A 25,578-nucleotide genomic window follows, 5' to 3' on the forward strand; every position below is an offset into this window, starting at 1 on the left:
CTGCGAAATTCTGGTGCCCAGGGCCGGAATCGAACCGGCACGCCTTGCGGCGGGGGATTTTGAGTCCCCTGCGTCTACCAATTTCACCACCTGGGCTTGATTCTGGCCGCGCATGCGATTGTGCGCGGCGAAACGCGAATTATGGCTGAAATCCCGGCACCGGGCAAGCCACTCGCTGCCGTCCGTCCCGTCACTGGCTCAGGTAGACGAACCGGCCCTGCTTCACGATCCCCATCACGCTCGCGCGCTGGTCGAGCCCCACATGATCCTTGTCGCTGGTATTGACGACGCCGTTCGGCACGACGAGCTCGTGCGCGCGTTCGAACTCGTGGCGCAGTGCCGCGCGGAATGCCGGCGTGCCGGGCTGCGCGGTCTTCAGGGCGCGGCCGACCGCGTCGGCGAGGCGCGGGTAGACGCCCGCCGCGTCGCCCGCGAACTGCGTGACGGTGCCGGCGCCGTACTTCGCCTCGTACGTGTCGACGAACGCGAGCGCGGCCTTGCGGGCCGGATGGTCGGCAGGCAGCGTGCGTGCGACGACGACCGGCTGGGTCGGGAACAGCGTCCCGTCGACGTCCTTGCCGCCGAGCTTGATGAATTCCGGCGTCGCGATCCCGTGCGTCTGGTAGATCGCGCCCTGGTAGCCACGTTCGATCAGCGTGCGCTGCGGCAGCACGGCCGGCGTGCCCGAGCCGGCGATCAGGATCGCGTCGGGCTTCGCCGCGATCAGCTTCAGCGCCTGGCCCGTGACGCTCGCGTCGGTGCGGTTGAAGCGCTCGGTCGCGACGACGCGGATCTTGCGCAGGTCGGCGAAGCGCGTGAACTCGTTCAGCCAGCTGTCGCCGTAACTGTCCGCGAAGCCGATGAAGCCGACCGTCTTCACGCCGTGATTCGCCATGTAGCGCGTCATCACGTCGGCCATCGCGCGGTCGCTCTGCGCCATCTTGAACGCCCAGGTGCGCGCGCCTTCCTGCGGTTCGACGATCGCGCCTGAGCCGACCAGCGTGATCATCGGCGTCTGTCCGGCGGCCACCGCGTCGAGCGCCGCGAGCGCGGCCGGCGTGATGTTCGGCCCGACCACGACGTCGACGTGATCCTCGTCGACCAGCTTGCGGATGTTGCGCACCGCGATGCCAGGGTCGGACGCGTCGTCGAGCACCGTCACCTGTACCGGCTGTCCGGCAATCGTCTTCGGCCACATCAGCATTGCGTTCTTGCTCGTGATGCCGATCGCGGCGGCGGGGCCGGTCGACGACAGGTCGACACCGACCTTCAGGTCGGCCTGCGCGGCCGTGCATGCCATCACGAGGGCGGCGCCGGCGGCGCGGCGCAACAGGGCGGAAAGCGTCATGCGGGAATCTCCGTCGGACAGCAAAAAGGGGCGCGATATGTGCCCCTGTATTTATACACGCCGATTTCAAGAAAACGCCGGGCCGCCCCAGGTTTTCCGCCCCGAAGGAAGTCCCCTCGGGGATAACCGCCTCGGGGGCCTGGCGCGAAGCGACAGGTCCGGGGCGCTTACAACTCGTACGATTCGGATTCGCCCTTGAGCGCCTGCTCGATCAGCTTGCGGTTCAGCGTCGGCGACAGCAGTTCGACGAGCGTATACACATAGCTGCGCAGGTAGGCGCCCTGCTTGAGCGCGACGCGCGTCACGTTGCTGCCGAACAGGTGGCCGACCGGGATCAGGCGCAGGTTGCGGTCGCGCTCGGGATTGAACGCGATGTCGGCCATGATGCCGACGCCGAGGCCGAGTTCCACATAGGTCTTGATCACGTCGGCGTCGATCGCCTCGAGGACGATGTCCGGCGACAGCCCGCGCAGCGCGAACGCCTGGTTGATCTTCTTGCGGCCCGCGAACGCGTCATCGTACGTGATCAGCGGATATTGCGCGAGATCGTCGAGCGACGGCGGCTTGCGTTCGAGCAGCGGGTGATCGGCCGGCACGACCGCTGCGTGATGCCACTGGAAGCACGGCAGCGACACGAGTTCCTTGTAGTCGGCGATCGCCTCGGTCGCGATCGCGAGATCGGCCTGGTCGTGGATCACCATCTCGGCCACCTGCGTCGGGCTGCCCTGCAGGATCGACAGGTGCACCTTGGGGAAGCGCTTCTTGAATTCGGCGATCGCGGCCGGCAGCGAGTAGCGGGCCTGCGTGTGGGTGGCCGCGATGGTCAGGTTGCCCTGGTCCTGCGCGGCGTAATCCTTCCCGACCCTTTTAAGGCTTTCAACCTCCTGCAGGATCCGCTCGACCGACGCGAGGATGATCCTGCCCGGCTCGGTGAGCGAGCGCACGCGCTTGCCGTGCCGCGTGAAGATCTCCACGCCGAGCTCGTCCTCGAGCTCGATGATCGCCTTCGATACCCCCGGTTGCGACGTGTAGAGCGCCTTGGCGGCCTCGGTGAGGTTGAAATTCTGCCGGACGGCCTCGCGCACGAAGCGAAATTGGTGCAGGTTCATTTATAACCCTTCCGCATATCAACAGAATTTTTTAGTCGTTTGAAATATAAGGCGAGTTTATTACGATTCACCGGAGTTTTTCAAATATGGATATCTGTTTTCGTCATTAGCAATCCACCCGGCAGCGGATGGCCGGCGGCAGTGACGGTGGAACGGAGATTCGGGCGCGACGTGGCTAGGACGTCGCGCGGTCACCACGAAAACCCCTGGGGTCCCCGAATGTATCAGTACGACCAATACGACCAGACGATCGTCGACGAGCGTGTCGCGCAGTACCGCGATCAGGTGCGCCGCCGCCTGTCGGGCGAGTTGAGCGAAGAAGAATTTCGCCCGCTGCGTCTGCAGAACGGCCTGTACATGCAGCGCCACGCGTACATGCACCGCATCGCGATTCCGTACGGCAACCTGCGCAGCGACCAGCTCCGGATGCTGGCGCGCATCGCCCGCGAACACGACCGCGGCTACGGCCACTTCTCGACCCGCTCGAACATCCAGTTCAACTGGATCCAGCTCGAGGACACGCCCGAGATTCTCGCGAAGCTCGCGTCGGTGCAGATGCACGGCATCCAGACCTCGGGCAACTGCATCCGCAACATCACGGCAGACCAGTTCGCGGGCGTCGCCCAGGACGAGGAGATCGATCCGCGTCCGTGGTCGGAAATCCTGCGTCAGTGGTCGACGTTCCATCCCGAATTCGCGTGGCTGCCGCGCAAGTTCAAGATCGCGGTGTCGGGCTCGAAGCACGACCGCGCGGCCGTGCAGATCCACGACCTCGGCGTGTACCTGAAGAAGAACGCGCAGGGCGAGGTGGTCGCGAGCATCCTCGCGGGCGGCGGCCTCGGCCGTACGCCGATCATCGGCGCGGTGATCAAGGAAGACCTGCCGTGGCAGCACCTGCTCACCTACTGCGAGGCCGTGCTGCGTGTGTACAACCGCTTCGGCCGTCGCGACAACCTGTACAAGGCGCGCATCAAGATCCTCGTGAAGGCGCTGTCGCCCGCGAAGTTCGCGCAGCAGGTCGAGGAAGAGTGGCAGCACCTGAAGGACGGCCCGTCGACGCTCACGCAGGCGGAACTCGGCCGCGTGTCGCAGTACTTCAAGCCGCCCGTCTACGAAAAGCTGGCCGACACCGACGCATCGTTCGAACAGCACCTGCTCGAGAACAAGGCGTTCGCGCGCTGGGTCGAGCGCAACGTCGCGCCGCACAAGGTGTCCGGCTACGCGGCCGTCACGCTGTCGCTGAAGGATCATCGCGTGGCGCCGGGCGACGCGACCGACCGGCAGATGGAGTTGGTCGCCGACTGGGCCGACGCTTACTCGTTCGGCGAACTGCGCGTGTCGCACGAGCAGAACCTGATTCTCGCGAACGTGAAGAAGCGCGACCTGTTCGCGGTGTGGGAAAAGGCGAAGGCGGCCGGTTTCGCGACGCCGAACATCGGCCTGCTGACCGACATCATCGCGTGCCCCGGCGGCGATTTCTGCTCGCTCGCGAACGCGAAGTCGATCCCGATCGCGCTGGCGATCCAGCAGCGCTTCGACGATCTCGACTACGTGTACGACCTCGGCGACCTGTCGCTGAACATTTCCGGTTGCATGAACTCGTGCGGCCATCACCACGTCGGCAACATCGGCATCCTCGGTGTCGACAAGGACGGCGCCGAGTGGTACCAGGTGTCGCTCGGCGGCGAGCAGGGCACGGGCCAGAACGGCGCGCGCCTCGGCCGCGTGATCGGGCCGTCGTTCTCGGCGGAAGAAGTGCCGGGCGTGATCGCGAAGCTGATCGACACGTTCGTCGAAGCACGCATCGACGGCGAGCGCTTCGTCGACACGTACGACCGCATCGGCATCGCGCCGTTCAAGGAGCGCGTGTATGCGGCGCGCCAGGCAGTGAACGCGTAACCAACCGGGTAGAAGGAATTTGCAGATGGCTTCGATTATCAAGAACCGCGCAGTGATCGACGATGCATGGCAGGTCGTGCGCGCGGCGGAAGACGGTGCGCTGCCCGCGGTCGACGCGTTGCCGGCCGGCAAGGTGCTGGTGCCGTTCGCGTTGTGGCAGGCCGAGCGCGCGGCGCTCGTCGCCGCGAAGACGAAGGACGAGCTCGGCGTGTGGCTCGCGCCGGACAGCGAGCCGGCCGATCTCGTGGCCGATTTCGGCGCGATTTCGCTGATTGCTGTCGATTTCCCGCGCTTCGCGGACGGCCGCGGCTACAGCATCGCGCGCCTGCTGCGCGAGCGTTACGGCTGGACGGGCGAGTTGCGCGCGATCGGCGACGTGCTGCGCGACCAGTTGCTGTACATGTCGCGTTGCGGTTTCGACGCATTCGCGGTGCGCGCCGACAAGGACATCCGCGACGCGCTGAATGCGTTCACGGAATTCACGCAGCGTTACCAGGGCGCGTTCGACGAGCCGGCGCCGCTGTTCCGCCGCCGCGCCGCCGCGGCCGACGCCAAGGTGGGCGCATGAGCACCGCGACCGCTACCGCGCTGACGCCGGAACTCGCCGCGAAGGTCGAGCGCCTCGACGCGCTGCTCGCGCAGATCGGCGCACGTCACGAGAAGGTGAAGTTCGCGAGCAGCCTCGCCGCGGAAGACATGCTGCTCACGCACGCGATCCTGTCGAAGGGCGTGTCGATCGGCATCTTCTCGCTGAATACGGGCCGCCTGCATGCGGAAACGCTCGGCATGATCGATCGCGTGCGCGAGCGCTACGGCTACGAGATCGAGCAGTTCCATCCGCAGCAGGACGCGGTCGACCAGTACGTCGCCGAGCACGGCTTGAACGCGTTCTACGAGAGCGTCGAGCTGCGCAAGTCGTGCTGCCACATTCGCAAGGTCGAGCCGCTGAACCGTGCGCTGGCCGATGTCGGCGCGTGGGTCACGGGCCAGCGCCGCGAGCAGTCGGTCACGCGTGCGGAGCTGCACGAGGAAGAACAGGACGAAGCGCGCGGGATCGCGAAGTACAACCCGCTCGCCGACTGGACGGAAGCCGATGTGTGGGCGTACCTTGGCGCGTTCGACGTGCCGGTGAACCCGCTGCATGCGCGCGGCTACCCGAGCATCGGCTGCGAGCCCTGCACGCGCGCGATCCGCCCCGGCGAGGACAGCCGAGCGGGCCGCTGGTGGTGGGAATCGCGCGATACGAAGGAGTGCGGGCTGCACATCACGATCACGCCGATTCCCGCGAGTGCCGAAGCCGGCGCCGCGCACTGAAAGCGTCACAAGAAACTGAATATTGCGCCGCCTGCGACAGCGGGCGGCACGAACCCAGAAAAGAAGGACTGAAATCATGAGCACGACGCTCGAGCAATCCGCCTTTGCCCCGGCCACCGGCGCCGACAGCCGCATGGGCCACCTCGACTGGCTCGAAGCCGAGTCGATCCACATCCTGCGCGAACTGGTCGCCGAATGCAGCAAGCCGGCGCTGTTGTTCTCGGGCGGCAAGGATTCGGTCGTCGTGCTGCATCTGGCACTGAAGGCGTTCGGCCTCGGCGTGAACCGCAAGACGACGCTGCCGTTCCCGCTCGTGCACATCGACACGGGCCACAACTACGACGAAGTGATCGATTTCCGCGACCGCCGCGCGCAGGAGCTCGGCGCCGAGCTGGTGGTCGGCCACGTCGAGGATTCGATCAAGCGCGGCACGGTCGTGCTGCGCCGCGAAACCGATTCGCGCAACGCCGCGCAGGCCGTCACGCTGCTCGAGACGATCGAGCAGCACGGCTACACCGCGCTGATCGGCGGCGCGCGCCGCGACGAAGAGAAGGCGCGGGCGAAGGAGCGCATCTTCTCGTTCCGCGACGAATTCGGCCAGTGGGATCCGAAGGCGCAGCGCCCGGAGCTGTGGAGCCTCTTCAACGCACGGCTGCATAAAGGCGAGCACCTGCGCGTGTTCCCGATCTCGAACTGGACCGAACTCGACGTGTGGCAGTACATCGCGCGCGAGAACCTCGAGCTGCCGTCGATCTACTACGCGCACCAGCGCGAGATCGTGCGCCGCAACGGCCTGCTCGTGCCCGTCACGCCGCTCACGCCGATGCGCGACGGCGAGACGAGCGAAGTCGCCCAGGTGCGCTTCCGCACGGTCGGCGACATCAGCTGCACGTGCCCGGTCGAGAGCGACGCGGACGACGTCGAGAAGATCATCGCCGAGACGGCGGTGACCGAGATCACCGAGCGCGGCGCGACGCGGATGGACGACCAGACCTCCGAAGCCGCGATGGAACAGCGCAAGAAGCAAGGTTATTTCTGAAGCACACGAGGACATTCACATCATGAGCATCATCGAAAATCACGAAGACCTCGGCGTGCTGCGCTTCATCACCGCAGGCAGCGTCGACGACGGCAAGAGCACGCTGATCGGCCGCCTGCTGTACGACAGCAAGGCCGTGCTGTCCGACCAGCTGTCCGCGCTGTCGCGTGCGAAGAACAAGCGCACGGTGGGCGACGAGCTCGACCTCGCGCTGCTGACCGACGGTCTGGAAGCCGAGCGCGAGCAGGGCATCACGATCGACGTCGCATACCGCTACTTCGCGACCGCGAAGCGCAAGTTCATCATCGCCGATACGCCGGGTCACGAGCAGTACACGCGCAACATGGTGACGGGCGCGTCGACCGCGCACGCGGCGATCATCCTGATCGACGCGACGCGCGTGACGGTCGAGAACGGCGTTGCCGAACTGCTGCCGCAAACGAAACGCCACAGCGCGATCGTCAAGCTGCTCGCGCTGCAGCACGTGATCGTCGCGATCAACAAGATGGACCTCGTCGACTACAGCGAGGCGCGCTTCAACGAGATCCGCGACGCGTACGTCGCGCTCGCGAAGCAGCTCGGCCTCGACGGCGTGCGCTTCGTGCCGGTGTCGGCGCTGAAGGGCGACAACATCGTCGGCGCGAGCGAGCGCATGCCGTGGTATGCGGGCGAGCCGCTCCTCGATGTGCTCGAGGCGCTGCCGGTGGAGACGCAGGCGCATGACGCGCTGCGCTTCCCGGTGCAGTGGGTCGCGCGCCAGGACGGCAGCTCGGCCGACGATTTCCGCGGCTACATGGGCCGCATCGAGTCGGGCGAGGTGAAGGTCGGCGACGAGATCGTCGTGCTGCCGTCGAACCGCACCGCGACGGTCGCCGAGATCGTCGCGCCGGTGCCGGGCGGCACCGCGTCCGTCGCGCAAGCGTTCGCGGGCCAGACGGTGACGATTCGTCTTGAACAGGATGTCGACGTGTCGCGCGGTGACATGTTCGTCACGACCGTCGAGCCGGTCGAACCGGCCAAGAAGCTCGAGGCCGACCTGTGCTGGTTCGACGAAGCGCCGCTGTCGCAGCAGCGCAAGTACCTGCTGAAGCAGACCACGAGCACGGTGTTCGCGAAGATCGGCGCGGTCAAGCAGGTGCTCGACGTGCATACGCTGTCGCACGCGATCGACCGTCACGAACTGAAGATGAACGACATCGGCCGCGTCGCGCTGACGCTGCAGAAGCCGATCGTTTGCGACACGTACGACGCGCATCCGGGCACGGGCGCGTTCGTGCTGATCGACGAGGCGACGCACCACACGGTCGCCGCAGGCATGATCCGGGCGTTCTCGGCGTAACAACCGGCGAACCGCGCCGCCATGCGGCGGCGCGGGCCGGACGCCGCCGTCCGCAGGACAAGCGAAGCGACAAACATGGGCAAGGTATATCTGATCGGAGCAGGGCCGGGCGCGGCGGACCTCATCACGGTGCGCGGCGCGCGGCTGCTGGCGCGGGCCGACGTCGTGCTGCACGACGCGCTCGTCGAGCCCGCGATGCTCGACTACGCGCCGAACGCGCGCAGGATCGCGGTCGGCAAGCGCTGCGGTCAGCGCTCGACCGCGCAGCACTTCATCAACAAGCAGATCGTCGATGCGGCGCGCGAGCATGCGTGCGTTGTGCGTCTGAAGGGCGGCGACCCGATGCTGTTCGGTCGCGCCGAAGAGGAAATGCGCGCGCTCGACGAGGCCGGCATCGACTACGAGGTCGTGCCGGGCATCACCGCGGCGCTGGCCGGCGCGGCGACGCTGAAGCGTTCGCTGACGTTGCGCGGCGTGTCGCGCAGCGTCGCGTTCGCGACGCACAGCCGTGCGCCGGGCAGCGACGAGATCCGCGAAGCCGCGCGCGCCGATTCGATCGTCTACTACATGGGCCGCGACAGCGCACCCGGCATCGCACAGGAGCTGATCGATGCCGGCCGTGCGCCGGCGACGCCGGTGGCGATCGTCGAGGCGTGCAGCACCGCGCGCGAGCGCTCGCTGACGCTGACGCTCGCGCAGATGGCGGCGGGCGACGCGCAGGCGTGGCTCGATCCCGCGGAACCGAGCCTGCTGATGATCGGCGACGCGTTCGCCGAGCGCGCACGGCACGCGAAAGCGGGCGATCCGCTGCGGGATGCGGCCTGAGCGGAATCCGGCCGTAGTCCGAAACGAAAAAAGCGCTGGCGGAAGCCAGCGCTTTTTTATTTCGAGCCGCCGTTGCGCTTAAGCGTCGTCGCCGATCCGGTCGATGCAATAGCGTGCGATCGCGTCGAGCACGCCGTCGTCTTCGCCGACAGCCGTCGCGCAGCGAATCTCGACGCCCGGATGCGCGGCGCGGCATGCATCGACGAGCAGCGGCAGGTCGCGGCGGATATGGCCGCCCTGGCCGAAGAACACGGGTACCACGGTGATGCGCGTGCAGCCGGCGGCGACTTGCGCGGCCACGGCCTCACCGAGCGACGGCGTCATCAGTTCCAGGAACGCGAGCGATACGTGCGACGCCGGGGAGCCGGCGCCGCGCAGCCGCGCGGCGAGCCGCTCGAACGGCTCGGCCCAGCGCGGATCGCGGGCCCCGTGGCCGAACAGGACGATGCCGTGCGAGCTCATGTCGAAGTCTCCGTCGTGATGCGGCGCTCAGTGCCGGTCGACCCACTTTAGCGCGAACAGGCCGAGCGCGAGATAGATCAGGCCCGGCGTCGCGGCGGTGAGCGGTGCGGGCCACGTGTTCAGCGTGCCGATGTGCGAGAACAGCGTATTGAGCAGCTGGAAGCTCATGCCGAGCATGATGCCGCCGAACACCTTCACGCCGACCACGCCGGCGCGCGTGTGCAAATACGCGAACGGCAGCGACAGCACGAGCATCACGAACACCGCGCACGGATACAGCAGCTTGCGCCACAGCGCGATGTCGTAGCGCTGCGTGTCCTGCTGGTTTTCGCGCAAGTGCTGGATGTAGCGGAACAGGTTGATGATCGACATGCGCTCCGGCGACACGAGCAGCACCGACAGGATCTGCGGCGTCAGGTCCGAACGCAGCCGGTATTCGGGCAGCGACACCTGCTGCGACCGGTAGACGGGGTTCAGCGCGTCGGCCGGCTGGCCGCTGATCGGCTTGATCGGCGTGAGCTCGGTTTCGGTGACGCCCGTCAGCAGCCAGTGGCCGGGCGGCTCGTAGCGGCCGGTCTGCGCGATCCGCACGTTCTGCAACTGGAATTTCGAGTCGAACTCGTAGATGCGCACGTTGCTGATCGTCGAGTCGGGCGACAGGCTGCCGACGTTGACGAAGCGCGTGACCTGTTCGCCGTTTTCGCGGGCCGCGAGCGTGTCCTTCACCCACACGCCCGACTGGAAGTTCGACGACACCGACGCGCCGAGCGCCTGCAGCCGCACGCGTTCGGACAACTGGTCGGCGTACGGGCCGACGAATTCGCCGATCAGGTAGGTGATGATCACGAGCGGCACGCCGATCTTCAGCAGCGAGCGCAGCGCCTGGTTGGTCGCGAGGCCCGACACGCGGAAGATCGTGAATTCCGAATTCGCGGCCATTTGCGCGAACACGTAGATCGCGCTGATCAGCGCGGCGACCGGGATGATCTCGTAGAAGCGCGACGGCGTCTGCAGCGCGACGCGCATCACCGCGTAGCCGAACTTGTAGTTGCCGTGCCCGACCGAGTTCAGTTCGCTGATCAGGTCGAAGAAGAAGAACAGGCCCGAGAACGCGAACAGGATGAAGACGAACGTGACGTAGATCTGTCGCGCGAAGTACTTTTCATAGAGCCGCATCGATCATGCTCCCGAGCGGCCGAACAGCGCGCGTGTAAATAGCGGACGATTGCGCACGCGCAACCAGAAGATGACGGCGACGATCGCCGCGACGAGCGCGTGCAGGCCGACGAGGCCGACGCCGAACGACATCTTGCCCTGCTCGATCTGCGCCTGCACGACATTCAGCAGGTTCGAGTAGGTGAGGTAGATCAGCACGGCCATCACGAGGTTGATCGTGCGGCTGCGGCGCGGGTTCTGGTACGCGAGCGGGATGCCGAGCACCATCAGGTTGAGCGCGATCAGCGGCAGCCCCGCGCGCCACGCGAATTCCGCGAGATTGTCGCGCGTCGGGTTGCGCAGCAGCTCGGGCGTCGGCGTGCTGTTGGTGGTCTGCACGTTCACGACCGGCTTGCTCGTGATCTTCACGCCGTAGCGCTCGAACTCCATGATCTTGAAGTTCGGCTGGCCGGGCGTGCCGTCATAGCGGCGGCCGTCTTCCAGGACGACGAAACGGTCGCCGTCCTTCGAGGTTTCCGTATGGCCCGTCTGCGACACGACGACGTTGACCTTGCCGTTCTCGGTCGACGTCACGAACACGTTCTGCACCTTGCTCTGGTCGGGCGTCATCTTCTCGATGAAGAACACGCGATGGTTCGAGGCCGATTCGCGGAACTGGCCCGGCGCGAGCAGCGAGATCTCGTCGCGCTGCTGGAAGCGTGCCTTGATCATCTTGCTCTGCTGGTTCGACCATGGCCAGCCGACGAACGCGAAGAACGCGATCAGCAGGATGATCGGCGTGGCGAACACGCCGATCGGCTTGATGAGGCGCGTGAGGCTCACGCCGGACGCGAGCCACACCACCATTTCGGAGTCCCGGTACCACCGGGTCAGCACGAACAGGATCGACACGAACAGCGTGACGACGAGCATCACGGCGAGATAGCCGATCACGGTCAGGCCGATCAGCACGAGCACGTCCCGCGGGTCGATTTCACCGGACGCGGCGTAACCGACGATGCGGATCATCATCGTCGTGAGCATGATCGTGAGCAGCACCATGAACACGGCGCCAGCCGTATACGCAAGCTCGCGCTGGAGGGAGCGTTCGAAGATCATTCTTGATGAGAAGAGGGCGGGAGGCTGCGCACGCGTGGTGGAGCGCTCGCGCCGCCACGGGAAAAATAGCGGATAATTGCGGCTTTCATCCTTAGCCCAGATTTTATCCGAGGACAAGCGCGATGGACTTTAGCATAAAAGGCTGTGATTGGAGCAAAGGCGAGGCCAAGGGGTTCCTGACCGGGAAGTCCGACTGCATCGTGCTCGGCATCTTCGAGGCGCAGACGCTTTCGGGCGCGGCGCTCGACATCGACACGGCCACCAAGGGACTGATTTCGCGCGTGGTGAAGGCCGGCGACATGGACGGCAAGCGCGGCAAGACGCTGTTCCTGCACGAAGTGTCGGGCATCGGCGCGTCGCGCGTGCTGCTCGTCGGCCTCGGCAAGCAGGATGCTTTCAATCAGAAAGCCTATAACGACGCGGCCACGGCCGCCTGGCGCGCGCTGCTGGCGACCAAGGTCGTCCAGGTCACGTTCACGCTCGCGCAACTGCCGGTCGACGAGCGCAGCTCCGACTGGGGCGTGCGCGCGGCGATTCTCGCGCTGCGCAACGAGACCTACCGCTTCACGCAGATGAAGAGCAAGCCGGAACCGGCGTCGCACACGCTCAAGCGTGTCGTGTTCAGCGTCGATCCGTCGGATGAAAAGGCCGCGAAGGTCGCCGTCAAGCAGGCCGTCGCGCTCGCGAACGGGATGGATCTCACCCGCGACCTCGGCAACCTGCCCGGCAACGTCTGCACGCCGACCTATCTCGGCAACACCGCGAAGAAGCTCGCGAAGGATTGGGGCCTGAAGGCCGAAGTGCTCGGGCTCAAGCAGATCCAGGCGCTGAAGATGGGCTCGTTCCTGTCGGTCGCGCGCGCGTCGGTCGAGCCGCCGCAGTTCATCGTGCTGCACTACCAGGGCGCCGCCGCGAAGGCCGCGCCGGTCGTGCTGGTCGGCAAGGGCATCACGTTCGACACGGGCGGCATCTCGCTGAAGCCGGGCGAGGGCATGGACGAGATGAAGTACGACATGTGCGGCGCCGGTTCCGTGCTCGGCACGATCCGTGCGGTTGCCGAGATGGGCCTGAAGATCAACGTCGTCGCGATCGTGCCGACCTGCGAGAACATGCCGGGCGGCAACGCGACGAAGCCGGGCGACATCGTCACGAGCATGAAGGGCCTGACGATCGAGGTGCTGAACACCGACGCCGAAGGCCGCCTGATCCTGTGCGACGCGCTCACGTATGCGGAGCGCTTCAAGCCGGCTGCGGTGATCGACGTCGCGACGCTGACGGGCGCGTGCATCATTGCGCTCGGCCATCACAACAGCGGCCTGTTCTCGAAGGATGACGCGCTCGCGGGCGAACTGCTCGACGCGTCGCGCGAGGCGGGCGACCCGGCATGGCGCCTGCCGCTCGACGACGAGTACCAGGATCAGTTGAAGTCGAACTTCGCGGATCTCGCGAACATCGGCGGACGTCCGGCCGGCAGCGTGACGGCCGCGTGCTTCCTGTCGCGCTTCACCGAGAACTATCCGTGGGCCCACCTCGACATCGCGGGCACCGCGTGGAAGAGTGGCGCCGCGAAGGGCGCGACGGGCCGTCCGGTGCCGTTGCTCGCGCAGTTCCTGATCGACCGCGCCGGCCAGTGATGGCGGTGCTGACGACGATGCGGGTGCGCGGGCAATGACGCGGATCGATTTCCACTCGAACGTCGGCGATTCGCTCGCGTACGCGTGCCGGCTGCTGCGCAAGGCCTACCAGGCCGGGCAGCCGGTCGTCGTGCTCGCCGAGCCCGCGCGCCTGCGCGCGCTCGACGAGCGGCTCTGGACGTTCTCGCCGCTCGATTTCATTCCGCATTGCGGCGTCGACAGCGAGCACGCGGCCGGCACGCCGATCGTGCTGGCCGCCGATCTCGACAAGGCGCCGCATCATCACGTGCTGCTGAACCTTGGCGCGACCGTGCCCGCGCAGTTCGCCCGCTTCGAGCGCCTGCTCGAAGTGGTCGGCAATGCGCCGGACGAGCTGGCCGCGGGCCGCGACCGCTATCGCTTCTACCGCGATCGCGGATACGCGCTGAACAACTACAAGCAGGGCAGCTAGCCGCAACCGTCGACGGAGTGTTCCCGTGACACAAGCCGATTCATCCTCGATCCCGACGCTGACCGACGTGCTGGTGCCGGGCAAGCCGGCGCCGGCGCGTTCGCCTGCGCCCGACGCGCCGCAGCCGCACGCCGGCGCGGCGATTCCCGTGCTGACCGACGTGATTGCGCCGGCCGATTCCACGAAAACCGAGGGCGACCCCGAATTCGTCGTGATCGAACCCGTGCCGACGCCGCACGTGCCGGCGGTCGAGCTGCCGGGCGACGTGGCGACGGCTGCCGCGGCGGCGATGGGCGAGACCGATGCGCCGGCCGAACCGGGCGCCGCGGAGCATGTGGTCGCCGAGCACGCAGCGGCCATGAATGCGCCGCTCCAGTCGTCACTGGCCGACGACGATGCGTCGCAGCATGCGTTCGCCGCGGTGGCGCGTGATGCGGTTGGCCATGCATCTGAAGCGGTCATGCCGGAGGCGCTCGTACCGGCCGCGGCGCCGCAGCCGGATGTGCAGGCAGCCGTCGGGCTGACGCCGGAAGATGCGCAGCATATCGCCGAGCGCCTGCGCAATCGGCTGACGAGCTATCTGACCGGAGCAGGGCGCGAGGCCATCGAGGCCCGCTGTCGCGACGCGCTGCATGAACATTCGGCCTGGCTGGTCGGCCAGGTCACGCGCGAGGTGGCGCTGACGCTGGAAACCGAGGTCATGGACTGGGTCCGCGACGCGGTCGACGAAGAAATTGCACGTCGCCGCGCCGGTCATTCGGGCTGAACGCCCGGCCGTTCCGGCTACGGAAAAGAGGGTGCGGTTCTAGTAAACGCCGCCGAAGCTGCCGGCGAGGGGCAAACCCGCCTGTCGGCGGGTGCCCGGCACAACGGTCATGCCCTCAGGGGCAGCCGGTTCAATGCAGCGACAGCACCCATTGCGCGAGTGCGTGGGCTTCGCCGCTCGTCAGTTGCGTATTGGCGGGCATCGGCACGCCGCTCCACACGCCGACGCTGCCTTTCACGATCGATTGGGCAAGGTAATCGACGGCGTCGCCGCGCGCCGCATACTTGCCGGCGATGTCGCGGAACGACGGGCCCATCAGCGGCTTGCCGACCGCGTGGCAGGCCATGCAGTTCTTGCGCTGCGCAAGCGCGAGCCCGTCGGCCTGTTCGGCGTGCGCCACCGTTGCGCTGCCGGTCAGCAGCGTCACGAGCAGCGCGCGCAATATCGTCTGTTTCATGCGGTTCTCCACCGGCGGGACGGCCGGCTTCATGGTCCGCGCATTATAAAAGCAAAGGGAACGCACGTTTTGCGCGTTCCCCCGGCGGCCGTTTCCATTGGGGTCGCATGCTGCGGAGATATCGCGTCAACCCGTGACGGCGCCCTGGTTCGCCGGCCGGGCGAGGGCCGCGAATTTCGCGAGCACGCCGCGCGTGTAGCGCGGCGCCGGCTGTTTCCACGCGGCGCGACGGCGCGCGAGTTCGGTTTCGTCGACGTTCAGCTCCAGCAGCAGCCGGTGCGCGTCGATCGTGATCGAGTCGCCTTCCTGCACGAGCGCGATCGTGCCGCCGACGAACGCCTCGGGCGCGACGTGGCCGACCACCATGCCCCACGTGCCGCCCGAGAAGCGGCCGTCCGTGATGAAGCCGACCGATTCGCCGAGCCCCTTGCCGATGATCGCGGACGTCGGCGCGAGCATTTCCGGCATGCCGGGGCCGCCCTGCGGGCCAAGGTAGCGCAGCACGAGTATGTCGCCGGCGCGGATCCGGTCGCCGAGGATCGCATCCATCGCGCTCTGCTCGTCGTCGAACACGCGGGCGGGGCCCGTGATCACCGGGTTCTTCAGGCCGGTGATCTTCGCGACCGCGCCGTCTTCCGCGAGATTGCCCTTCAGGATCGCCAAGTGGCCTTCCTTGTACAGCGCGCGGTCGATCGGGAAGATCACGTCCTGGTCCGCGCGCGGCACGCTCGGCACGTCCTTCAGTTCGTCGGCGATCGTGCGACCGGTGATCGTCATGCAGTCGCCGTGCAGCAGCCCCGCATCGAGCAGGATCTTCAGCACCTGCGGAATCCCGCCGGCCTGGTGCAGGTCGGTCGCGACGTATCGGCCCGACGGCTTCAGGTCGCAGATCACGGGCACGCGCTTGCGGATGCGCTCGAAGTCGTCGATCGTCCAGTCGATCTCGGCCGCGTGCGCGATCGCGAGATAGTGCAGCACCGCGTTGGTCGAGCCGCCCGTCGCCATGATCACCGACACCGCGTTCTCGATCGACGCCTTCGTGATGATGTCGCGCGGCTTCAGGTCGCGCTTCACCGCTTCGACGAGCACGCGCGCCGATTCGGCGGCCGAATCGACCTTCTCCTGGTCGGGGTTCGCCATCGTCGACGAGTACAGCAGCGACATCCCGAGCGCCTCGAACGACGAGCTCATCGTGTTCGCGGTGTACATGCCGCCGCACGAACCCGACGTCGGGCACGCGTTCTGCTCGACGCCTTCGAAATCCTCCTGCGACATCCGGCCCGCGGTGAATTCGCCGACGGCCTCGAACGACGACACGATCGTCAGGTCGCGGCCCTTCCAGTGGCCGGGGCGGATCGTGCCGCCGTACACGTAGATGCCCGGCACGTTCAGGCGCGCGAGTGCGATCATGCCGCCCGGCATGTTCTTGTCGCAGCCGCCGACGACGACCACGCCGTCCATCCACTGCCCCTGCACGCAGGTCTCGATGCAGTCGGCGATCACCTCGCGCGACACGAGCGAGTACTTCATGCCCTCGGTGCCCATCGACATGCCGTCTGAAATCGTCGGCGTACCGAAGATCTGCGGGTTCGCGCCGGACGCCTTCACGGCCTCGACGGCCGCATCGGACAGGCGTTGCAGGCCGGAGTTGCACGGCGTGATCGTCGAATGGCCGTTCGCGATGCCGACCATCGGCTTGTCGAAATCGTCCTTCTGGTAGCCGAGTGCGTAATACATCGAACGATTCGGCGAACGGGCCACGCCTTGCGTGATGTGCTTCGAGCGACGGTTGTACGACATGGGGGACTCCATCGTTGTCTGGGCGGCGCCCGTGAGCGGCACGCCGGTTCGGATGAAACAAGAATGGAGTGTCCGGATTGGGATGTCCAATATATTATTTGTCGCTTATTAAGTCGTTTTGCGAATGAGTAACGCATGGCCGATCCGACACCCGACCTGCGCCAGTGGCGCTATTTCATCACCGTTGCCGACGAGCGCCATTTCGGCCGCGCGGCCGAACGCCTGTCGATGACGCAGCCGCCGCTGTCGCAGGCGATCCGGGCGCTCGAGGATGCGCTCGGCGTCGCGCTGTTCGTGCGGACCAAGCGTTCGGTGGCGCTGACCGCGGTCGGCGCGGCGCTGTTGCCCGACGTGCGCCGGCTGCTGGCGTCGGCCGATGCGCTGCCGCCGCTCGCGCGGCGGCTCGCGCGCGGCGAGGCCGGCTCGCTGTCGCTTGCGTTCGTGTCGACCGCCGACTACGGGCTGCTGCCGTCGCTGCTGCGCGCGTTCGGCGCGCGCTATCCGCAGGTGCGCCTGCAGCTCGCGGAGGCGACGAGCGACGTGCAGATCGATGAGCTCGTCGCCGGCCGCATCGATGCGGGGCTCGTCATTCCGCCGGTGCCGCCGCGTCACGCGGCCGGGCTGTCGTACCTGCCCGTCGTGCGCGAGCCGCTGGTGGTCGCGATGCCGACCGCAGCGTCCGACGCACCCGAGGACGAACCCGTGCATCTCGCCGATGTCGCCGCATTGCCGCTCGTGATCTTTCCGCGTCGTTTGGCGCCCGGCTTTTATGACATCATTACGGGCTGCTACGGCGCGGCGGGGGAAACTCCGCGCATCGGCCAGGAGGCGATCCAGATGCAGACGATCGTCAGCCTCGTGTCGGCCGGCATGGGCGTCGCACTGGTGCCGCAATCGATGCGTAACCTGCGGCGCACCGGCGTGGTCTACCGGCCGCTCGCAGGTCACGCGCCGGTCGTCGAGACAGGCCTCGTGTGGCGCACGGGCGACGTGAGTCCCGTGCTCGCCGGCTTCATCGACGTCGTGCGCGCGCAGGGCCTGGCCGCGTGACGTGAACGATGGAGCGCCGGGGCCGTCCAATGCGCGGTGCTGCGCGTTCGCGATGGCCGTACCGCATTCGAAAACTTCTTCGCTAACCCATGATCATTCACCCGAATTTCGACCCCGTTGCGATCCATCTCGGGCCGCTGGCCGTGCGCTGGTACGGCCTCATGTATCTCGTCGGCTTCATCGCGGCGATCGTCGTCGGCCGGATCCGCCTGAAGCTGCCGCACGTCGCGGCGCAGGGCTGGACCGCGAAGGACATCGACGACATGATGTTCTACGGCGTGCTCGGCACCGTGCTCGGCGGCCGGCTCGGCTACGTGCTGTTCTACAAGGCCGATTTCTACTTCTCGCATCCGCTCGACGTGTTCAAGGTGTGGGAAGGCGGCATGTCGTTTCACGGCGGCTTCCTCGGCGTGACGCTCACGATGATGCTGTTCGCGTGGCAGCGCAAGCGCCACTGGCTGCAGGTCACCGATTTCGTCGCGCCGATGGTGCCGACTGGGCTCGCGGCCGGGCGGCTCGGCAACTTCATCAACGGCGAGCTGTGGGGCCGCGTGACCGACCCGACGGCGCCGTGGGCGATGCTGTTCCCGGGCGCGATGCGCGACGATGCGGCATGGCTGCCGAAACATCCGGAGCTCGTCGAGAAGTGGCATCTCGCCGATGTGTTCATGCAGTATCAGATGCTGCCGCGCCATCCTTCGCAGCTCTATGAAATCGTGCTCGAAGGCATCGTGCTGTTCTTCGCGCTGTTCTTCTTCTCGCGCAAGTCGCGGCCGATGGGCGCCGCGTCCGCGCTGTTCCTGATCGGCTACGGCCTCGCGCGCTTCACGGTCGAGTTCGCACGCGAGCCCGACGATTTCCTCGGCCTGCTGGCGCTTGGCCTGTCGATGGGGCAGTGGCTGTCGCTGCCGATGATCCTCGGGGGCATCGCGCTGATGGTCTGGGCGTATCGCCGTCGCGCGACGAATGCGAATGCGGCTGCGTGATGCGACACCGATGCGCGCGTGATCGGCGCGTGCATAGGCGCATGCATCGGCAGCACGCATGAAAAAAACGCCGGCCCTCGGGCCGGCGTTTTTTCGTTTCTGACAGCTGCGCGTTGCGCGTTACTTCATTTGCACCGAGCCGTTGACGGTGACCGATACGGTGGCCTTGCCGCCTTCGACCGCGATCGGCGCGCTCATCTTCGCGCTGTCCATCGGCGCCGCGGCCATCGCCATCATGCGCGGGTACGGCTGCACGTTGCGGCCGCTGCCGACGTTGACATCGCGGATCGTGTAGCTGCTGTAGCCGAACGCCTTCGCGGCTTCGTCCGCGCGGGCGCGGAACGACTTGATCGCTTCGGTCGTGAGCTTCTGCTCGGCCGTGCGCTGCGCTTCAGGCGACAGCGAGAACTCGACGTTCGCGACCTGCATCAGGTTCGACAGCTGGCCTGCAAGCTTCGACGCCGCGGCGAAATCGCGCGATTCGAGCGCGACCTCGGTACGGCCGCGCCATGCGGAGATCTTGCCGTCGCGATCGGTGCTCGGATACACGGAGAATGCGCCCGTGTGCGCGGTGACGCCCGATACGCCCTTCGCTTGCGACAGCGCGGCATCGGCACGCTGGTTCAGTGCGGACGTGAGGCTGCCCGGATCCTTTGCCTGCTGCTCGTAGAACAGCGTGATGTGGATGATGTCCTGCGGCACGTCGGCGCTGGCCTGCGACGAAAGCGACAGCACGCCCGCCGGTTCCGGGAAGTGCGGGTTCGCGGTCTGCGCGTGCGCGGCGGGCGACGCGAGCGTCAGCGCGACGGGAACGGCGGCGGCGAGTGCGAGCGACAGCGCGAGTGCGGATTTCTTGGTCATTGTTGGATTCCTTGTGCGAGGGCGCGCACGCGGATCACGCGTGCGCGACGCGGGCGTGCCGCGCGACAAAAAATAACAGCCGGCCCGATTGGCCGACAGCGGTTGCTTAGGCTGCGCGAAAGACCCGCGAGTTCCGCGGCGGCAGCGCGTGCTGACCAGATTTGACGTTTGGCGCGTGCGTCTACTGCGTGCGCCTACTTCATCAGCCTTTCGGTGATGAACCGCCATTCGGCGCGCGTGACGGGCGTGATCGACAGCCGGTTGCCACGTGCGAGCACGCGCATGTCGGCGAGCTCGTCGTGTTCGCGCAGTGCCGCGAGCGGCACGAGCGGCGACTTTTTCACATAGCGCACGTCGACGAGCAGCCAGCGCGGCGCTTCCTGCGTCGACTTCGGATCGTAATAGGTGCTTTTCGGATCGAACTGAGTGGGATCGGGGTAGGGCGTCGACGACACTTCGGCGAGCCCCGCGATGCCCGGCTCGGGGCAACTCGAGTGATAGAACAGCACGCCGTCGCCGACCTTCATCGTGTCGCGCATGAAATTGCGCGCCTGATAGTTGCGCACGCCGGTCCACGGCAGCGAGCGCTGCGGTGCGTTGGCGAGATCGTCGATGCTTGCTTCGTCCGGTTCGGACTTCATCAGCCAGTATTGCATGGATCGTGATCGACGCAGTAGGAGGCATGATGGTCTGTTTGCATGCGTGTTCCGCGTGCAAGCAGACCCTGAAAAAGAAAACGGCACCGGGACTTGCCCGATGCCGTTGGATAGGCCCCCGCCTTGGCCGCTAGGCCGGCATCCTGAACCTGAGGTTCAGAATTGGTCGCAGTTAGCAGCACTTCGGGTACATCAGACAGAGTGACGCGCGCGCCCGTGCTACAAATTTCCGCAACCGTGCACATGGCATTGGTTCAAGGAATATATGACCTTGGCGAACCAGGCAGGGAAGCTGACTGAACTGTGTTTCGATGCGCCAATTTGACCACCGTTGATCGCCGAGATCAAGGAGAATCGACGCATCGATTGAAACGTTACTGCGTCTCGTGCTGTGCGAGCACCGCGCCGAGCTGTTCGTTCATCTGGTGCATTGTACGACGGATTTCCTCCGCCGGAAATGCTTCACCGTGTCGCACGCTCGTTTGCAGCCGCAGCAATTCCGATGCGAGCGACAGTGCCGCCATCACCGCGATGCGATCGGTGCCGCGTACCGAGCTGTTCGAGCGGATTTTCGACATTTCGGCGTCGACGCGCGCGACTGCCTCGAGCAGTGCCGCTTCGGTCTCGGCCGAACAGGCGAGCCGATAGGGCTGACCGAGAATCGAGACTTCGATCTGCTTGGTGCTCATGCATGTTCTCCGTGGCTGGCCGCGTCATCGCCATCCGTACGCGCCTGCGCATCCAGCAGGTCGAGCTGGTTGTCGGCTTGCTCCGCGCTTTTCGAGCGCGGCAGCTTTTCGAGAATCGCGTTCAGTTTCACCTGCGCGTCGTCGATTTTCGCCGACAGCGTGTCGCGCTCGGCTGCGAGCGCATTGCGTTCATCGCGCAGTTGCGCGAGTTCCGCGCGGACCGTGTCCGCTTCCGCGCGCAATTGCGCGACCTGCTCCTCGAGCGCGAGCCGTTCCGAGTGATAGCGCTTGTTCAGCGAAATCAGACGGCCAATATTTTGAGATAAGGTTTCGAGTTCGTTGAGCATTTGCTGCGTCCTCTAAAGACCCAGCATTTTAGCGCGGAATAACGCGCAATCCGACATCTGTATCGTTTCCAGTCGTAACACCCCCGCTTCTTGCCGTGAATAAGCGCGTCCCGCGCGTGTCCGAACGCTTCCTTGACGCTTGCGCGACCGGCTCCTAAACTGGCGCCGCCTCGGTGCTCGCGCGTGGAACGCGCGGTTAAACGGGAAGCAGGGCGCGGGCTCCGCCAGGAGGCCGCCAACCTGCGCTGCCCCCGCAACGGTAAGCGGCCGCGTCCAGTGACGCAGGCCGGCTCGGGCGCGTTCCGCGTGCAGGTTTCGCACGCGGGCGCGGGCCACTGCGCGTCATCGCGCGGGAAGGCGAGCCGGTACGCCGCCAGCCCGGATACCGGCCGAGACGGGGAGCCCGCATGGGCTTCGTGACGCGCGGCCTGCGGGGAAGCGGGGCGCGCAGTGCTTCACGGGATTTATCTTCATGCTGACCCCAATCGTCCGCACGGCGCTCGTCGCGCTCTGCGGACTGCCGCTGGCCGCCGCCGCGCAGACCGCGGCGAACGCCGATTCCGCGGCGGCCGCCGTCCCGGCGGCAACATCGGCCGCACCCGCGGCCCAGCCTGCCGCCGCGGCCATGCTCGAACCGGTCGTCGTCACCGCGCAGCGCGCGCCGCAGTCGCTGGCCGACACGATTCCGCAAACCACCGTATTCGACGCGCAGGATATTGCCGCGCACCCGGGCGCCGACCTGCCGACGCTGCTCGCGTTAGCACCCGGCGCGCAGATCGTGCGCAACGGCGGCCCCGGCGCGAGCGCGACGATGTTCCTGCGCGGCGCGGAGTCGACGCAGTCGCTCGTGCTGATCGACGGCGTGCGGGTCGATTCCGCGAGTCTCGGCGCCGCGCAATTGAGCCAGTTGCCGCTCGACCAGATCGAGCGCGTCGAGATCGTGAACGGCAACGTGTCGTCGCTGTATGGCTCGGGCGCGATCGGCGGCGTCGTGCAGGTGTTCACGAAGGACGGCGGCAATCATCCGCCGCGCTTCAACTTCGCGGTCGGCGTCGGCAGCTACGGCACGCAGACGCAGCAGGCCGGCGTAGCGGGCCGGCTCGACAGCGACGGGAAAACGACATTCAGCGTGTCGATCGCGCGCGACAAGGACAATGGTTTTTCCGCGCTCGACCCGGCGAAGAAGCCGAACGCGAACCCGAATGCGAACGGCTACCTGAACGAGAGCATCACCGCGGCGCTGCGCCATCGCTTCAACGACCGCTGGGATGCGGGCATCAGCTATTTCCAGTCGAACGGCAACAACAGCTACGACAACGCGTGGGGCGTGCCGACCGATCTGAACAACCTCTATTCGCGCGTGCAGCAGGTGCGTGCGTTCGCGAACGGCAAGCTGACCGACTGGTGGACTGCTCGCCTGAGCGTGTCGACCGGCAACGATCGCAGTCAGTCGACGCTGAACGGCGTCTATACCGATCACTTCAATACCGACAACCGCCAGTACACGTGGCAGAACGATTTCCGGATCGCGCCCGAGCACCTGATCCAGGCCGGCTACGAGCGGCTCGACCAGCAGTTCATGTCGAATGCGTATGCCGCGCCGCAGCGTCATGTGAATTCCGGCTGGATCGGTTATTCGGGGCGCTTCGGCCGCCAGCAGTTCCAGGCGAACCTGCGTCGCGATCAGTACTCGGACTTCGGCGGCGCCAATTCCTACTATCTCGGCTACGGCCTCGAACTGACCGATCGCTGGAAGGTGACCGCGAGTTATTCGGACGCGTTCCGCGCGCCGAGCTTCAACGACCTCTATTACCCGATGGCCGGCAACCCGTCGATCCAGCCGGAGCGCAGCCATTCGATCGAAGCTGCGCTGCAGTATGCGTCCGATGCAGTGGGCGTGATGCGGCTCACCGCGTTCCAGACGCGCTACGCGAACCTGATCAACTATCGGCCCGACGGGAGCGGTTTCTACTATATTGCGCAGAACGTCGGCCGCGCGAAGGTGCAGGGGCTCGAAGGGTCGTGGCAGGGGCATGTCGGCGCGACCGACGTACGGGTTGCCGCCACGTTGCAGAACCCGGTCGACGAAACGCAGAATCAGGATCTCGACCGCCGCGCGCGGCGTTTCGCGTCGATGGCCGTGAACCGCGCGTTCGGCGCGTGGCGCGTCGGCGGCGAATGGCTCGTGAGCGGCGCGCGCAACGATTCGGGCGGCGGGCGGCTCGGCGGCTACGGGATCGTCAACCTGTCCGCGCGCTACAACATCACGAAGTCGTGGTACGTCAGCGCGCGCATCGATAACCTGCTCGACAAGGACTACGAGCTTGCATATGCCTACAACACGCCGAAGCGCGGCGCCTATGTCACGCTCGGCTGGCAGCAGCAGTAAGCGGATGCGCTGCGCGCCGTGCGCGCAGCGGTGCGCGGCATGAGCGCCGCGCGCGCCGCCGCGATCTGGGCCGCGCTGGCCGCCGCAGTCGCGTTGCTGTTCGTCGCGTCGCTGTCGATCGGCAGCGTGCCGATGTCGCCGTGGCAGGCGCTCGCGTCGCTCGTGCCGCATGGCGGCGACGCGCTGTTCGCCGACATCGTCCGCACGCTGCGCCTGCCGCGCGCGCTTGCGGGCTTCGCGTGCGGTGCGCTGCTCGCGCTTGCCGGTGCACTGCTGCAGGTGCTGTTGCGCAACCCGCTCGCGGAACCGTACGTGCTCGGCGTGTCCGGTGGCGCGGCCGGGTTCGCGCTCGTCGCGATGATCGCGGGCGGTGCGTGGTGGCTCGTCGATGCGTCGGCGTTCGCCGGCGCGCTCGTGTCGGTTGCGCTCGTACTCGGTCTCGCGCGCCGCGAGCTGTGGCGCGGCGATTCGCGCGACGCGTCGCCGCGGCTGCTGCTCACCGGTGTCGTGATCGCGGCAGGGTGGGGCGCGCTCGTCACGCTGCTGCTGTCGCTCGCGCCCGATGCGCGTTTGCGCGGGATCATCTTCTGGCTGACGGGCGACCTGAACGGCGTGACCGCGCCGTGGTTCGCGTGGGGTGCGCTGCTATTGGCCGCCTGTGTCGCGCTGCCGGCCGCGCCGCAATTGAACGTGCTGCTGCGCGGCGACGCGACCGCGCTCGCGCTCGGTGTACCCGTCGCACGCCTGCGCGTGCGAATCTATCTCGTCGCGTCGCTGGCCGCGGCAGCCGCGGTAACGACGGCCGGCACGATCGGCTTCGTCGGCCTCGTCGTGCCGCATGCGCTACGGCTCGCGTTCGGCAACGACCAGCGCATGCTGCTGCCGGCCGCGATGCTCGCGGGCGGCGGCGGCGTGATGGCGGCCGACCTGCTCGCGCGCACCGCGATCGCGCCCGCGCAACTGCCGGTCGGTGTGATGACCGCGTTGATCGGCGTGCCGGTGTTCCTGTGGATGTTGCTGAGGAGACCGATGCGATGACAGGCACTGCACAGCACGCTGCCGCCTCCGGCAACGACATAGCCTGCGCGACCGTCGACCTGACGCTCAAGGCCGGCGCGCGCACGCTGCTCGACGGCTTCACGCAGGCCTTCCGCCCCGGCGAAATCTGGTGCGTCGCAGGGCCGAACGGCGCGGGCAAGACGACGCTGCTCGCGACGCTCGCGGGGCTGCACGCGCCGGCCGGCGGCCGGGTCGAGATCGACGGCCGGCCGCTCGCCGCGTGGCCGCCCGCGCGGCTTGCGCAGCGCCGCGCACTGATGCCGCAGCAACTGCACGATGCATTCAGCGCGACCGTGTTCGACACGGTGCTGCTCAACCGTTTTCCGTATCTCGGCGGCTGGGGCTGGGAGCGCGACGGCGACCGCGCGGCCGCGCGCGACGCGCTCGCGACGTTCGACCTGACCGCGCTCGCGTCGCGCGACGTGCTGTCGCTGTCGGGCGGCGAGCGGCAGCGCGTCGCGCTGGCCGCGACGCTGTGCCAGGATGCGCCGCTGATGCTGCTCGACGAGCCGCTCGCGCATCTCGACCTGCATCACCAGATCGACTGCCTGAGCGCGCTTGCCGCATGGCTCGACGCGGGCCCGCGCACGGTGCTGTTCTCGTGCCACGACCTGAATCTCGCGCGGCGTTTCGCGACGCATGCGCTGTTGCTCGACGGCCGCGGCCATGCGTGGGCCGGCCCCGTGCACGACGTGCTGACGCCCGAGCGCGCGAGCGACGCGTTCGGCTATCCGCTCGTGCTGATCCGCGAGAACGGCCGCGACGCACTGCTGCCTGCGTGGCCCGAGCGACAATGATCTTTTCTTTTCCTTTCCTTTCCTTTC

At 66.9% G+C, this 25,578-nt stretch carries 25 protein-coding genes, 1 tRNA gene, 1 other RNA gene and 1 riboswitch; of the genes, 14 read left to right on the forward strand and 13 right to left on the reverse strand.

Annotation, left to right across the window (positions count from 1 at the left end):
- Positions 1-11 precede the first annotated feature (11 nt).
- The 3 genes from OEJ37_RS23705 to OEJ37_RS23715 form a co-directional block, all read right to left on the reverse strand.
- Positions 12-96, reverse strand: a tRNA-Leu gene (locus tag OEJ37_RS23705).
- Between the two features lie 94 nt (positions 97-190).
- A complete protein-coding gene (locus tag OEJ37_RS23710; RefSeq protein WP_263346090.1) occupies positions 191-1,348 on the reverse strand; it encodes an ABC transporter substrate-binding protein in 1,158 nt (385 codons plus the stop codon).
- A 167-nt stretch (positions 1,349-1,515) separates the two neighbouring features.
- Positions 1,516-2,457: a CysB family HTH-type transcriptional regulator gene (locus OEJ37_RS23715; protein WP_096471548.1), complete on the reverse strand. Its 942-nt coding sequence runs from the start codon at positions 2,455-2,457 to the stop codon at positions 1,516-1,518.
- Positions 2,458-2,676: 219 nt separating this feature from the next.
- Between OEJ37_RS23715 and OEJ37_RS23720 the strand changes: the two genes are divergently transcribed.
- The 6 genes from OEJ37_RS23720 to cobA all read left to right on the forward strand — a co-directional run bounded on the left by OEJ37_RS23720 (position 2,677) and on the right by cobA (position 8,873).
- Positions 2,677-4,356, forward strand: a complete 1,680-nt coding sequence (locus OEJ37_RS23720) for a nitrite/sulfite reductase (RefSeq protein WP_263346095.1) — start codon at positions 2,677-2,679, stop codon at positions 4,354-4,356.
- Between the two features lie 25 nt (positions 4,357-4,381).
- Positions 4,382-4,924 carry a DUF934 domain-containing protein gene (locus OEJ37_RS23725; protein WP_175919228.1) on the forward strand — a complete coding sequence of 181 codons (543 nt, stop codon included), beginning with the start codon at positions 4,382-4,384 and terminating at the stop codon, positions 4,922-4,924.
- Positions 4,921-5,670 (forward strand): phosphoadenylyl-sulfate reductase, encoded by a 750-nt coding sequence (locus tag OEJ37_RS23730; RefSeq protein ID WP_174420015.1) that lies wholly within the window; start codon positions 4,921-4,923, stop codon positions 5,668-5,670. Before OEJ37_RS23725 ends, OEJ37_RS23730 begins: the two co-directional genes overlap by 4 nt.
- A gap of 76 nt (positions 5,671-5,746) precedes the next feature.
- The gene (gene cysD / locus OEJ37_RS23735; protein ID WP_263346102.1) at positions 5,747-6,709 is read left to right on the forward strand and encodes a sulfate adenylyltransferase subunit CysD; all 963 of its coding nucleotides are present in this window, start codon (positions 5,747-5,749) and stop codon (positions 6,707-6,709) included.
- 22 nt (positions 6,710-6,731) lie between these two features.
- A complete protein-coding gene (locus OEJ37_RS23740) occupies positions 6,732-8,048 on the forward strand; it encodes a sulfate adenylyltransferase subunit 1 (protein ID WP_174420017.1) in 1,317 nt (438 codons plus the stop codon).
- A gap of 75 nt (positions 8,049-8,123) precedes the next feature.
- A complete protein-coding gene (gene cobA, locus OEJ37_RS23745; RefSeq protein WP_174420018.1) occupies positions 8,124-8,873 on the forward strand; it encodes a uroporphyrinogen-III C-methyltransferase in 750 nt (249 codons plus the stop codon).
- Between the two features lie 78 nt (positions 8,874-8,951).
- Here cobA and OEJ37_RS23750 read toward each other — a convergent pair whose 3' ends face one another.
- From OEJ37_RS23750 to lptF, 3 genes are read right to left on the reverse strand one after another with little or no spacing between them, the layout of a single operon-like run.
- A complete protein-coding gene (locus OEJ37_RS23750) occupies positions 8,952-9,335 on the reverse strand; it encodes a sirohydrochlorin chelatase (RefSeq protein ID WP_175944787.1) in 384 nt (127 codons plus the stop codon).
- A gap of 27 nt (positions 9,336-9,362) precedes the next feature.
- Positions 9,363-10,511, reverse strand: coding sequence for an LPS export ABC transporter permease LptG (gene lptG / locus OEJ37_RS23755; RefSeq protein ID WP_175919231.1), 1,149 nt, complete (start codon positions 10,509-10,511; stop codon positions 9,363-9,365).
- 3 nt (positions 10,512-10,514) lie between these two features.
- Positions 10,515-11,609, reverse strand: coding sequence for an LPS export ABC transporter permease LptF (gene lptF, locus OEJ37_RS23760; RefSeq protein WP_072443565.1), 1,095 nt, complete (start codon positions 11,607-11,609; stop codon positions 10,515-10,517).
- A 122-nt stretch (positions 11,610-11,731) separates the two neighbouring features.
- Between lptF and OEJ37_RS23765 the strand changes: the two genes are divergently transcribed.
- Genes OEJ37_RS23765 through OEJ37_RS23775 form a run of 3 tightly spaced genes read left to right on the forward strand, consistent with a single transcriptional unit; the run spans position 11,732 to position 14,460 of the window.
- Complete coding sequence (locus OEJ37_RS23765) at positions 11,732-13,243, forward strand: leucyl aminopeptidase (RefSeq protein WP_174420021.1); 1,512 nt, start codon at positions 11,732-11,734, stop codon at positions 13,241-13,243.
- A gap of 34 nt (positions 13,244-13,277) precedes the next feature.
- The gene (locus OEJ37_RS23770) at positions 13,278-13,694 is read left to right on the forward strand and encodes a DNA polymerase III subunit chi (protein WP_034178777.1); all 417 of its coding nucleotides are present in this window, start codon (positions 13,278-13,280) and stop codon (positions 13,692-13,694) included.
- A 25-nt stretch (positions 13,695-13,719) separates the two neighbouring features.
- Positions 13,720-14,460 (forward strand): DUF2486 family protein, encoded by a 741-nt coding sequence (locus tag OEJ37_RS23775; RefSeq protein ID WP_174420022.1) that lies wholly within the window; start codon positions 13,720-13,722, stop codon positions 14,458-14,460.
- Positions 14,461-14,590: 130 nt separating this feature from the next.
- On the opposite strand, the gene OEJ37_RS23780 is transcribed toward OEJ37_RS23775, so the two are convergent.
- Both OEJ37_RS23780 and ilvD read right to left on the reverse strand, forming a co-directional pair.
- Complete coding sequence (locus tag OEJ37_RS23780; RefSeq protein WP_175919233.1) at positions 14,591-14,917, reverse strand: c-type cytochrome; 327 nt, start codon at positions 14,915-14,917, stop codon at positions 14,591-14,593.
- Positions 14,918-15,043: 126 nt separating this feature from the next.
- Positions 15,044-16,717: a dihydroxy-acid dehydratase gene (gene ilvD / locus OEJ37_RS23785; protein ID WP_174420024.1), complete on the reverse strand. Its 1,674-nt coding sequence runs from the start codon at positions 16,715-16,717 to the stop codon at positions 15,044-15,046.
- A 135-nt stretch (positions 16,718-16,852) separates the two neighbouring features.
- On the opposite strand from ilvD, the gene OEJ37_RS23790 reads away from it, so the two are divergent.
- A complete protein-coding gene (locus tag OEJ37_RS23790; RefSeq protein WP_263346115.1) occupies positions 16,853-17,767 on the forward strand; it encodes a LysR substrate-binding domain-containing protein in 915 nt (304 codons plus the stop codon).
- Between the two features lie 89 nt (positions 17,768-17,856).
- Positions 17,857-18,753 (forward strand): prolipoprotein diacylglyceryl transferase, encoded by an 897-nt coding sequence (gene lgt / locus OEJ37_RS23795; RefSeq protein ID WP_263346118.1) that lies wholly within the window; start codon positions 17,857-17,859, stop codon positions 18,751-18,753.
- Between the two features lie 120 nt (positions 18,754-18,873).
- On the opposite strand, the gene OEJ37_RS23800 is transcribed toward lgt, so the two are convergent.
- From OEJ37_RS23800 to OEJ37_RS23820, 5 genes are all read right to left on the reverse strand, one after another.
- Positions 18,874-19,614 (reverse strand): SIMPL domain-containing protein, encoded by a 741-nt coding sequence (locus OEJ37_RS23800; RefSeq protein WP_072443552.1) that lies wholly within the window; start codon positions 19,612-19,614, stop codon positions 18,874-18,876.
- Positions 19,615-19,808: 194 nt separating this feature from the next.
- Positions 19,809-20,270 carry an EVE domain-containing protein gene (locus OEJ37_RS23805; protein ID WP_174420027.1) on the reverse strand — a complete coding sequence of 154 codons (462 nt, stop codon included), beginning with the start codon at positions 20,268-20,270 and terminating at the stop codon, positions 19,809-19,811.
- Between the two features lie 111 nt (positions 20,271-20,381).
- A non-coding RNA gene (ssrS, locus tag OEJ37_RS23810) (6S RNA) lies at positions 20,382-20,563 on the reverse strand.
- 81 nt (positions 20,564-20,644) lie between these two features.
- A complete protein-coding gene (locus OEJ37_RS23815) occupies positions 20,645-20,959 on the reverse strand; it encodes a cell division protein ZapA (protein WP_006478091.1) in 315 nt (104 codons plus the stop codon).
- Positions 20,956-21,306, reverse strand: a complete 351-nt coding sequence (locus OEJ37_RS23820; protein WP_006478092.1) for an ATPase — start codon at positions 21,304-21,306, stop codon at positions 20,956-20,958. Before OEJ37_RS23820 ends, OEJ37_RS23815 begins: the two co-directional genes overlap by 4 nt.
- 154 nt (positions 21,307-21,460) lie before the next feature.
- Positions 21,461-21,715, forward strand: a riboswitch (cobalamin riboswitch).
- 63 nt (positions 21,716-21,778) lie between these two features.
- On the opposite strand from OEJ37_RS23820, the gene OEJ37_RS23825 reads away from it, so the two are divergent.
- From OEJ37_RS23825 to OEJ37_RS23835, 3 genes are read left to right on the forward strand one after another with little or no spacing between them, the layout of a single operon-like run.
- Positions 21,779-23,695, forward strand: a complete 1,917-nt coding sequence (locus OEJ37_RS23825; protein WP_263346162.1) for a TonB-dependent receptor domain-containing protein — start codon at positions 21,779-21,781, stop codon at positions 23,693-23,695.
- 39 nt (positions 23,696-23,734) lie between these two features.
- Positions 23,735-24,733 carry a FecCD family ABC transporter permease gene (locus OEJ37_RS23830; protein ID WP_175919237.1) on the forward strand — a complete coding sequence of 333 codons (999 nt, stop codon included), beginning with the start codon at positions 23,735-23,737 and terminating at the stop codon, positions 24,731-24,733.
- Entirely contained in the window at positions 24,730-25,551 is an 822-nt protein-coding gene (locus OEJ37_RS23835; RefSeq protein WP_263346165.1) for an ABC transporter ATP-binding protein, read from the forward strand. Before OEJ37_RS23830 ends, OEJ37_RS23835 begins: the two co-directional genes overlap by 4 nt.
- Positions 25,552-25,578 lie beyond the last annotated feature (27 nt).

It is taken from the genome of Burkholderia sp. BKH01, from assembly GCF_025685725.1.
Lineage (GTDB): Bacteria > Pseudomonadota > Gammaproteobacteria > Burkholderiales > Burkholderiaceae > Burkholderia > Burkholderia pyrrocinia_C.

Bases quoted from the DNA above. Each gene is read 5' to 3' on its own strand.
- OEJ37_RS23710 (WP_263346090.1), bottom strand. From the start codon at position 1,348: ATGACGCTTTCCGCCCTGTTGCGCCGCGCCGCCGGCGCCGCCCTCGTG.
- OEJ37_RS23715 (WP_096471548.1), bottom strand. From the start codon at position 2,457: ATGAACCTGCACCAATTTCGCTTCGTGCGCGAGGCCGTCCGGCAGAAT.
- OEJ37_RS23720 (WP_263346095.1), top strand. From the start codon at position 2,677: ATGTATCAGTACGACCAATACGACCAGACGATCGTCGACGAGCGTGTC.
- OEJ37_RS23725 (WP_175919228.1), top strand. From the start codon at position 4,382: ATGGCTTCGATTATCAAGAACCGCGCAGTGATCGACGATGCATGGCAG.
- OEJ37_RS23730 (WP_174420015.1), top strand. From the start codon at position 4,921: ATGAGCACCGCGACCGCTACCGCGCTGACGCCGGAACTCGCCGCGAAG.
- cysD (WP_263346102.1), top strand. From the start codon at position 5,747: ATGAGCACGACGCTCGAGCAATCCGCCTTTGCCCCGGCCACCGGCGCC.
- OEJ37_RS23740 (WP_174420017.1), top strand. From the start codon at position 6,732: ATGAGCATCATCGAAAATCACGAAGACCTCGGCGTGCTGCGCTTCATC.
- cobA (WP_174420018.1), top strand. From the start codon at position 8,124: ATGGGCAAGGTATATCTGATCGGAGCAGGGCCGGGCGCGGCGGACCTC.
- OEJ37_RS23750 (WP_175944787.1), bottom strand. From the start codon at position 9,335: ATGAGCTCGCACGGCATCGTCCTGTTCGGCCACGGGGCCCGCGATCCG.
- lptG (WP_175919231.1), bottom strand. From the start codon at position 10,511: ATGCGGCTCTATGAAAAGTACTTCGCGCGACAGATCTACGTCACGTTC.
- lptF (WP_072443565.1), bottom strand. From the start codon at position 11,609: ATGATCTTCGAACGCTCCCTCCAGCGCGAGCTTGCGTATACGGCTGGC.
- OEJ37_RS23765 (WP_174420021.1), top strand. From the start codon at position 11,732: ATGGACTTTAGCATAAAAGGCTGTGATTGGAGCAAAGGCGAGGCCAAG.
- OEJ37_RS23770 (WP_034178777.1), top strand. From the start codon at position 13,278: ATGACGCGGATCGATTTCCACTCGAACGTCGGCGATTCGCTCGCGTAC.
- OEJ37_RS23780 (WP_175919233.1), bottom strand. From the start codon at position 14,917: ATGAAACAGACGATATTGCGCGCGCTGCTCGTGACGCTGCTGACCGGC.
- ilvD (WP_174420024.1), bottom strand. From the start codon at position 16,717: ATGTCGTACAACCGTCGCTCGAAGCACATCACGCAAGGCGTGGCCCGT.
- OEJ37_RS23790 (WP_263346115.1), top strand. From the start codon at position 16,853: ATGGCCGATCCGACACCCGACCTGCGCCAGTGGCGCTATTTCATCACC.
- lgt (WP_263346118.1), top strand. From the start codon at position 17,857: ATGATCATTCACCCGAATTTCGACCCCGTTGCGATCCATCTCGGGCCG.
- OEJ37_RS23800 (WP_072443552.1), bottom strand. From the start codon at position 19,614: ATGACCAAGAAATCCGCACTCGCGCTGTCGCTCGCACTCGCCGCCGCC.
- OEJ37_RS23805 (WP_174420027.1), bottom strand. From the start codon at position 20,270: ATGCAATACTGGCTGATGAAGTCCGAACCGGACGAAGCAAGCATCGAC.
- OEJ37_RS23815 (WP_006478091.1), bottom strand. From the start codon at position 20,959: ATGAGCACCAAGCAGATCGAAGTCTCGATTCTCGGTCAGCCCTATCGG.
- OEJ37_RS23820 (WP_006478092.1), bottom strand. From the start codon at position 21,306: ATGCTCAACGAACTCGAAACCTTATCTCAAAATATTGGCCGTCTGATT.
- OEJ37_RS23825 (WP_263346162.1), top strand. From the start codon at position 21,779: ATGCTGACCCCAATCGTCCGCACGGCGCTCGTCGCGCTCTGCGGACTG.
- OEJ37_RS23830 (WP_175919237.1), top strand. From the start codon at position 23,735: ATGAGCGCCGCGCGCGCCGCCGCGATCTGGGCCGCGCTGGCCGCCGCA.
- OEJ37_RS23835 (WP_263346165.1), top strand. From the start codon at position 24,730: ATGACAGGCACTGCACAGCACGCTGCCGCCTCCGGCAACGACATAGCC.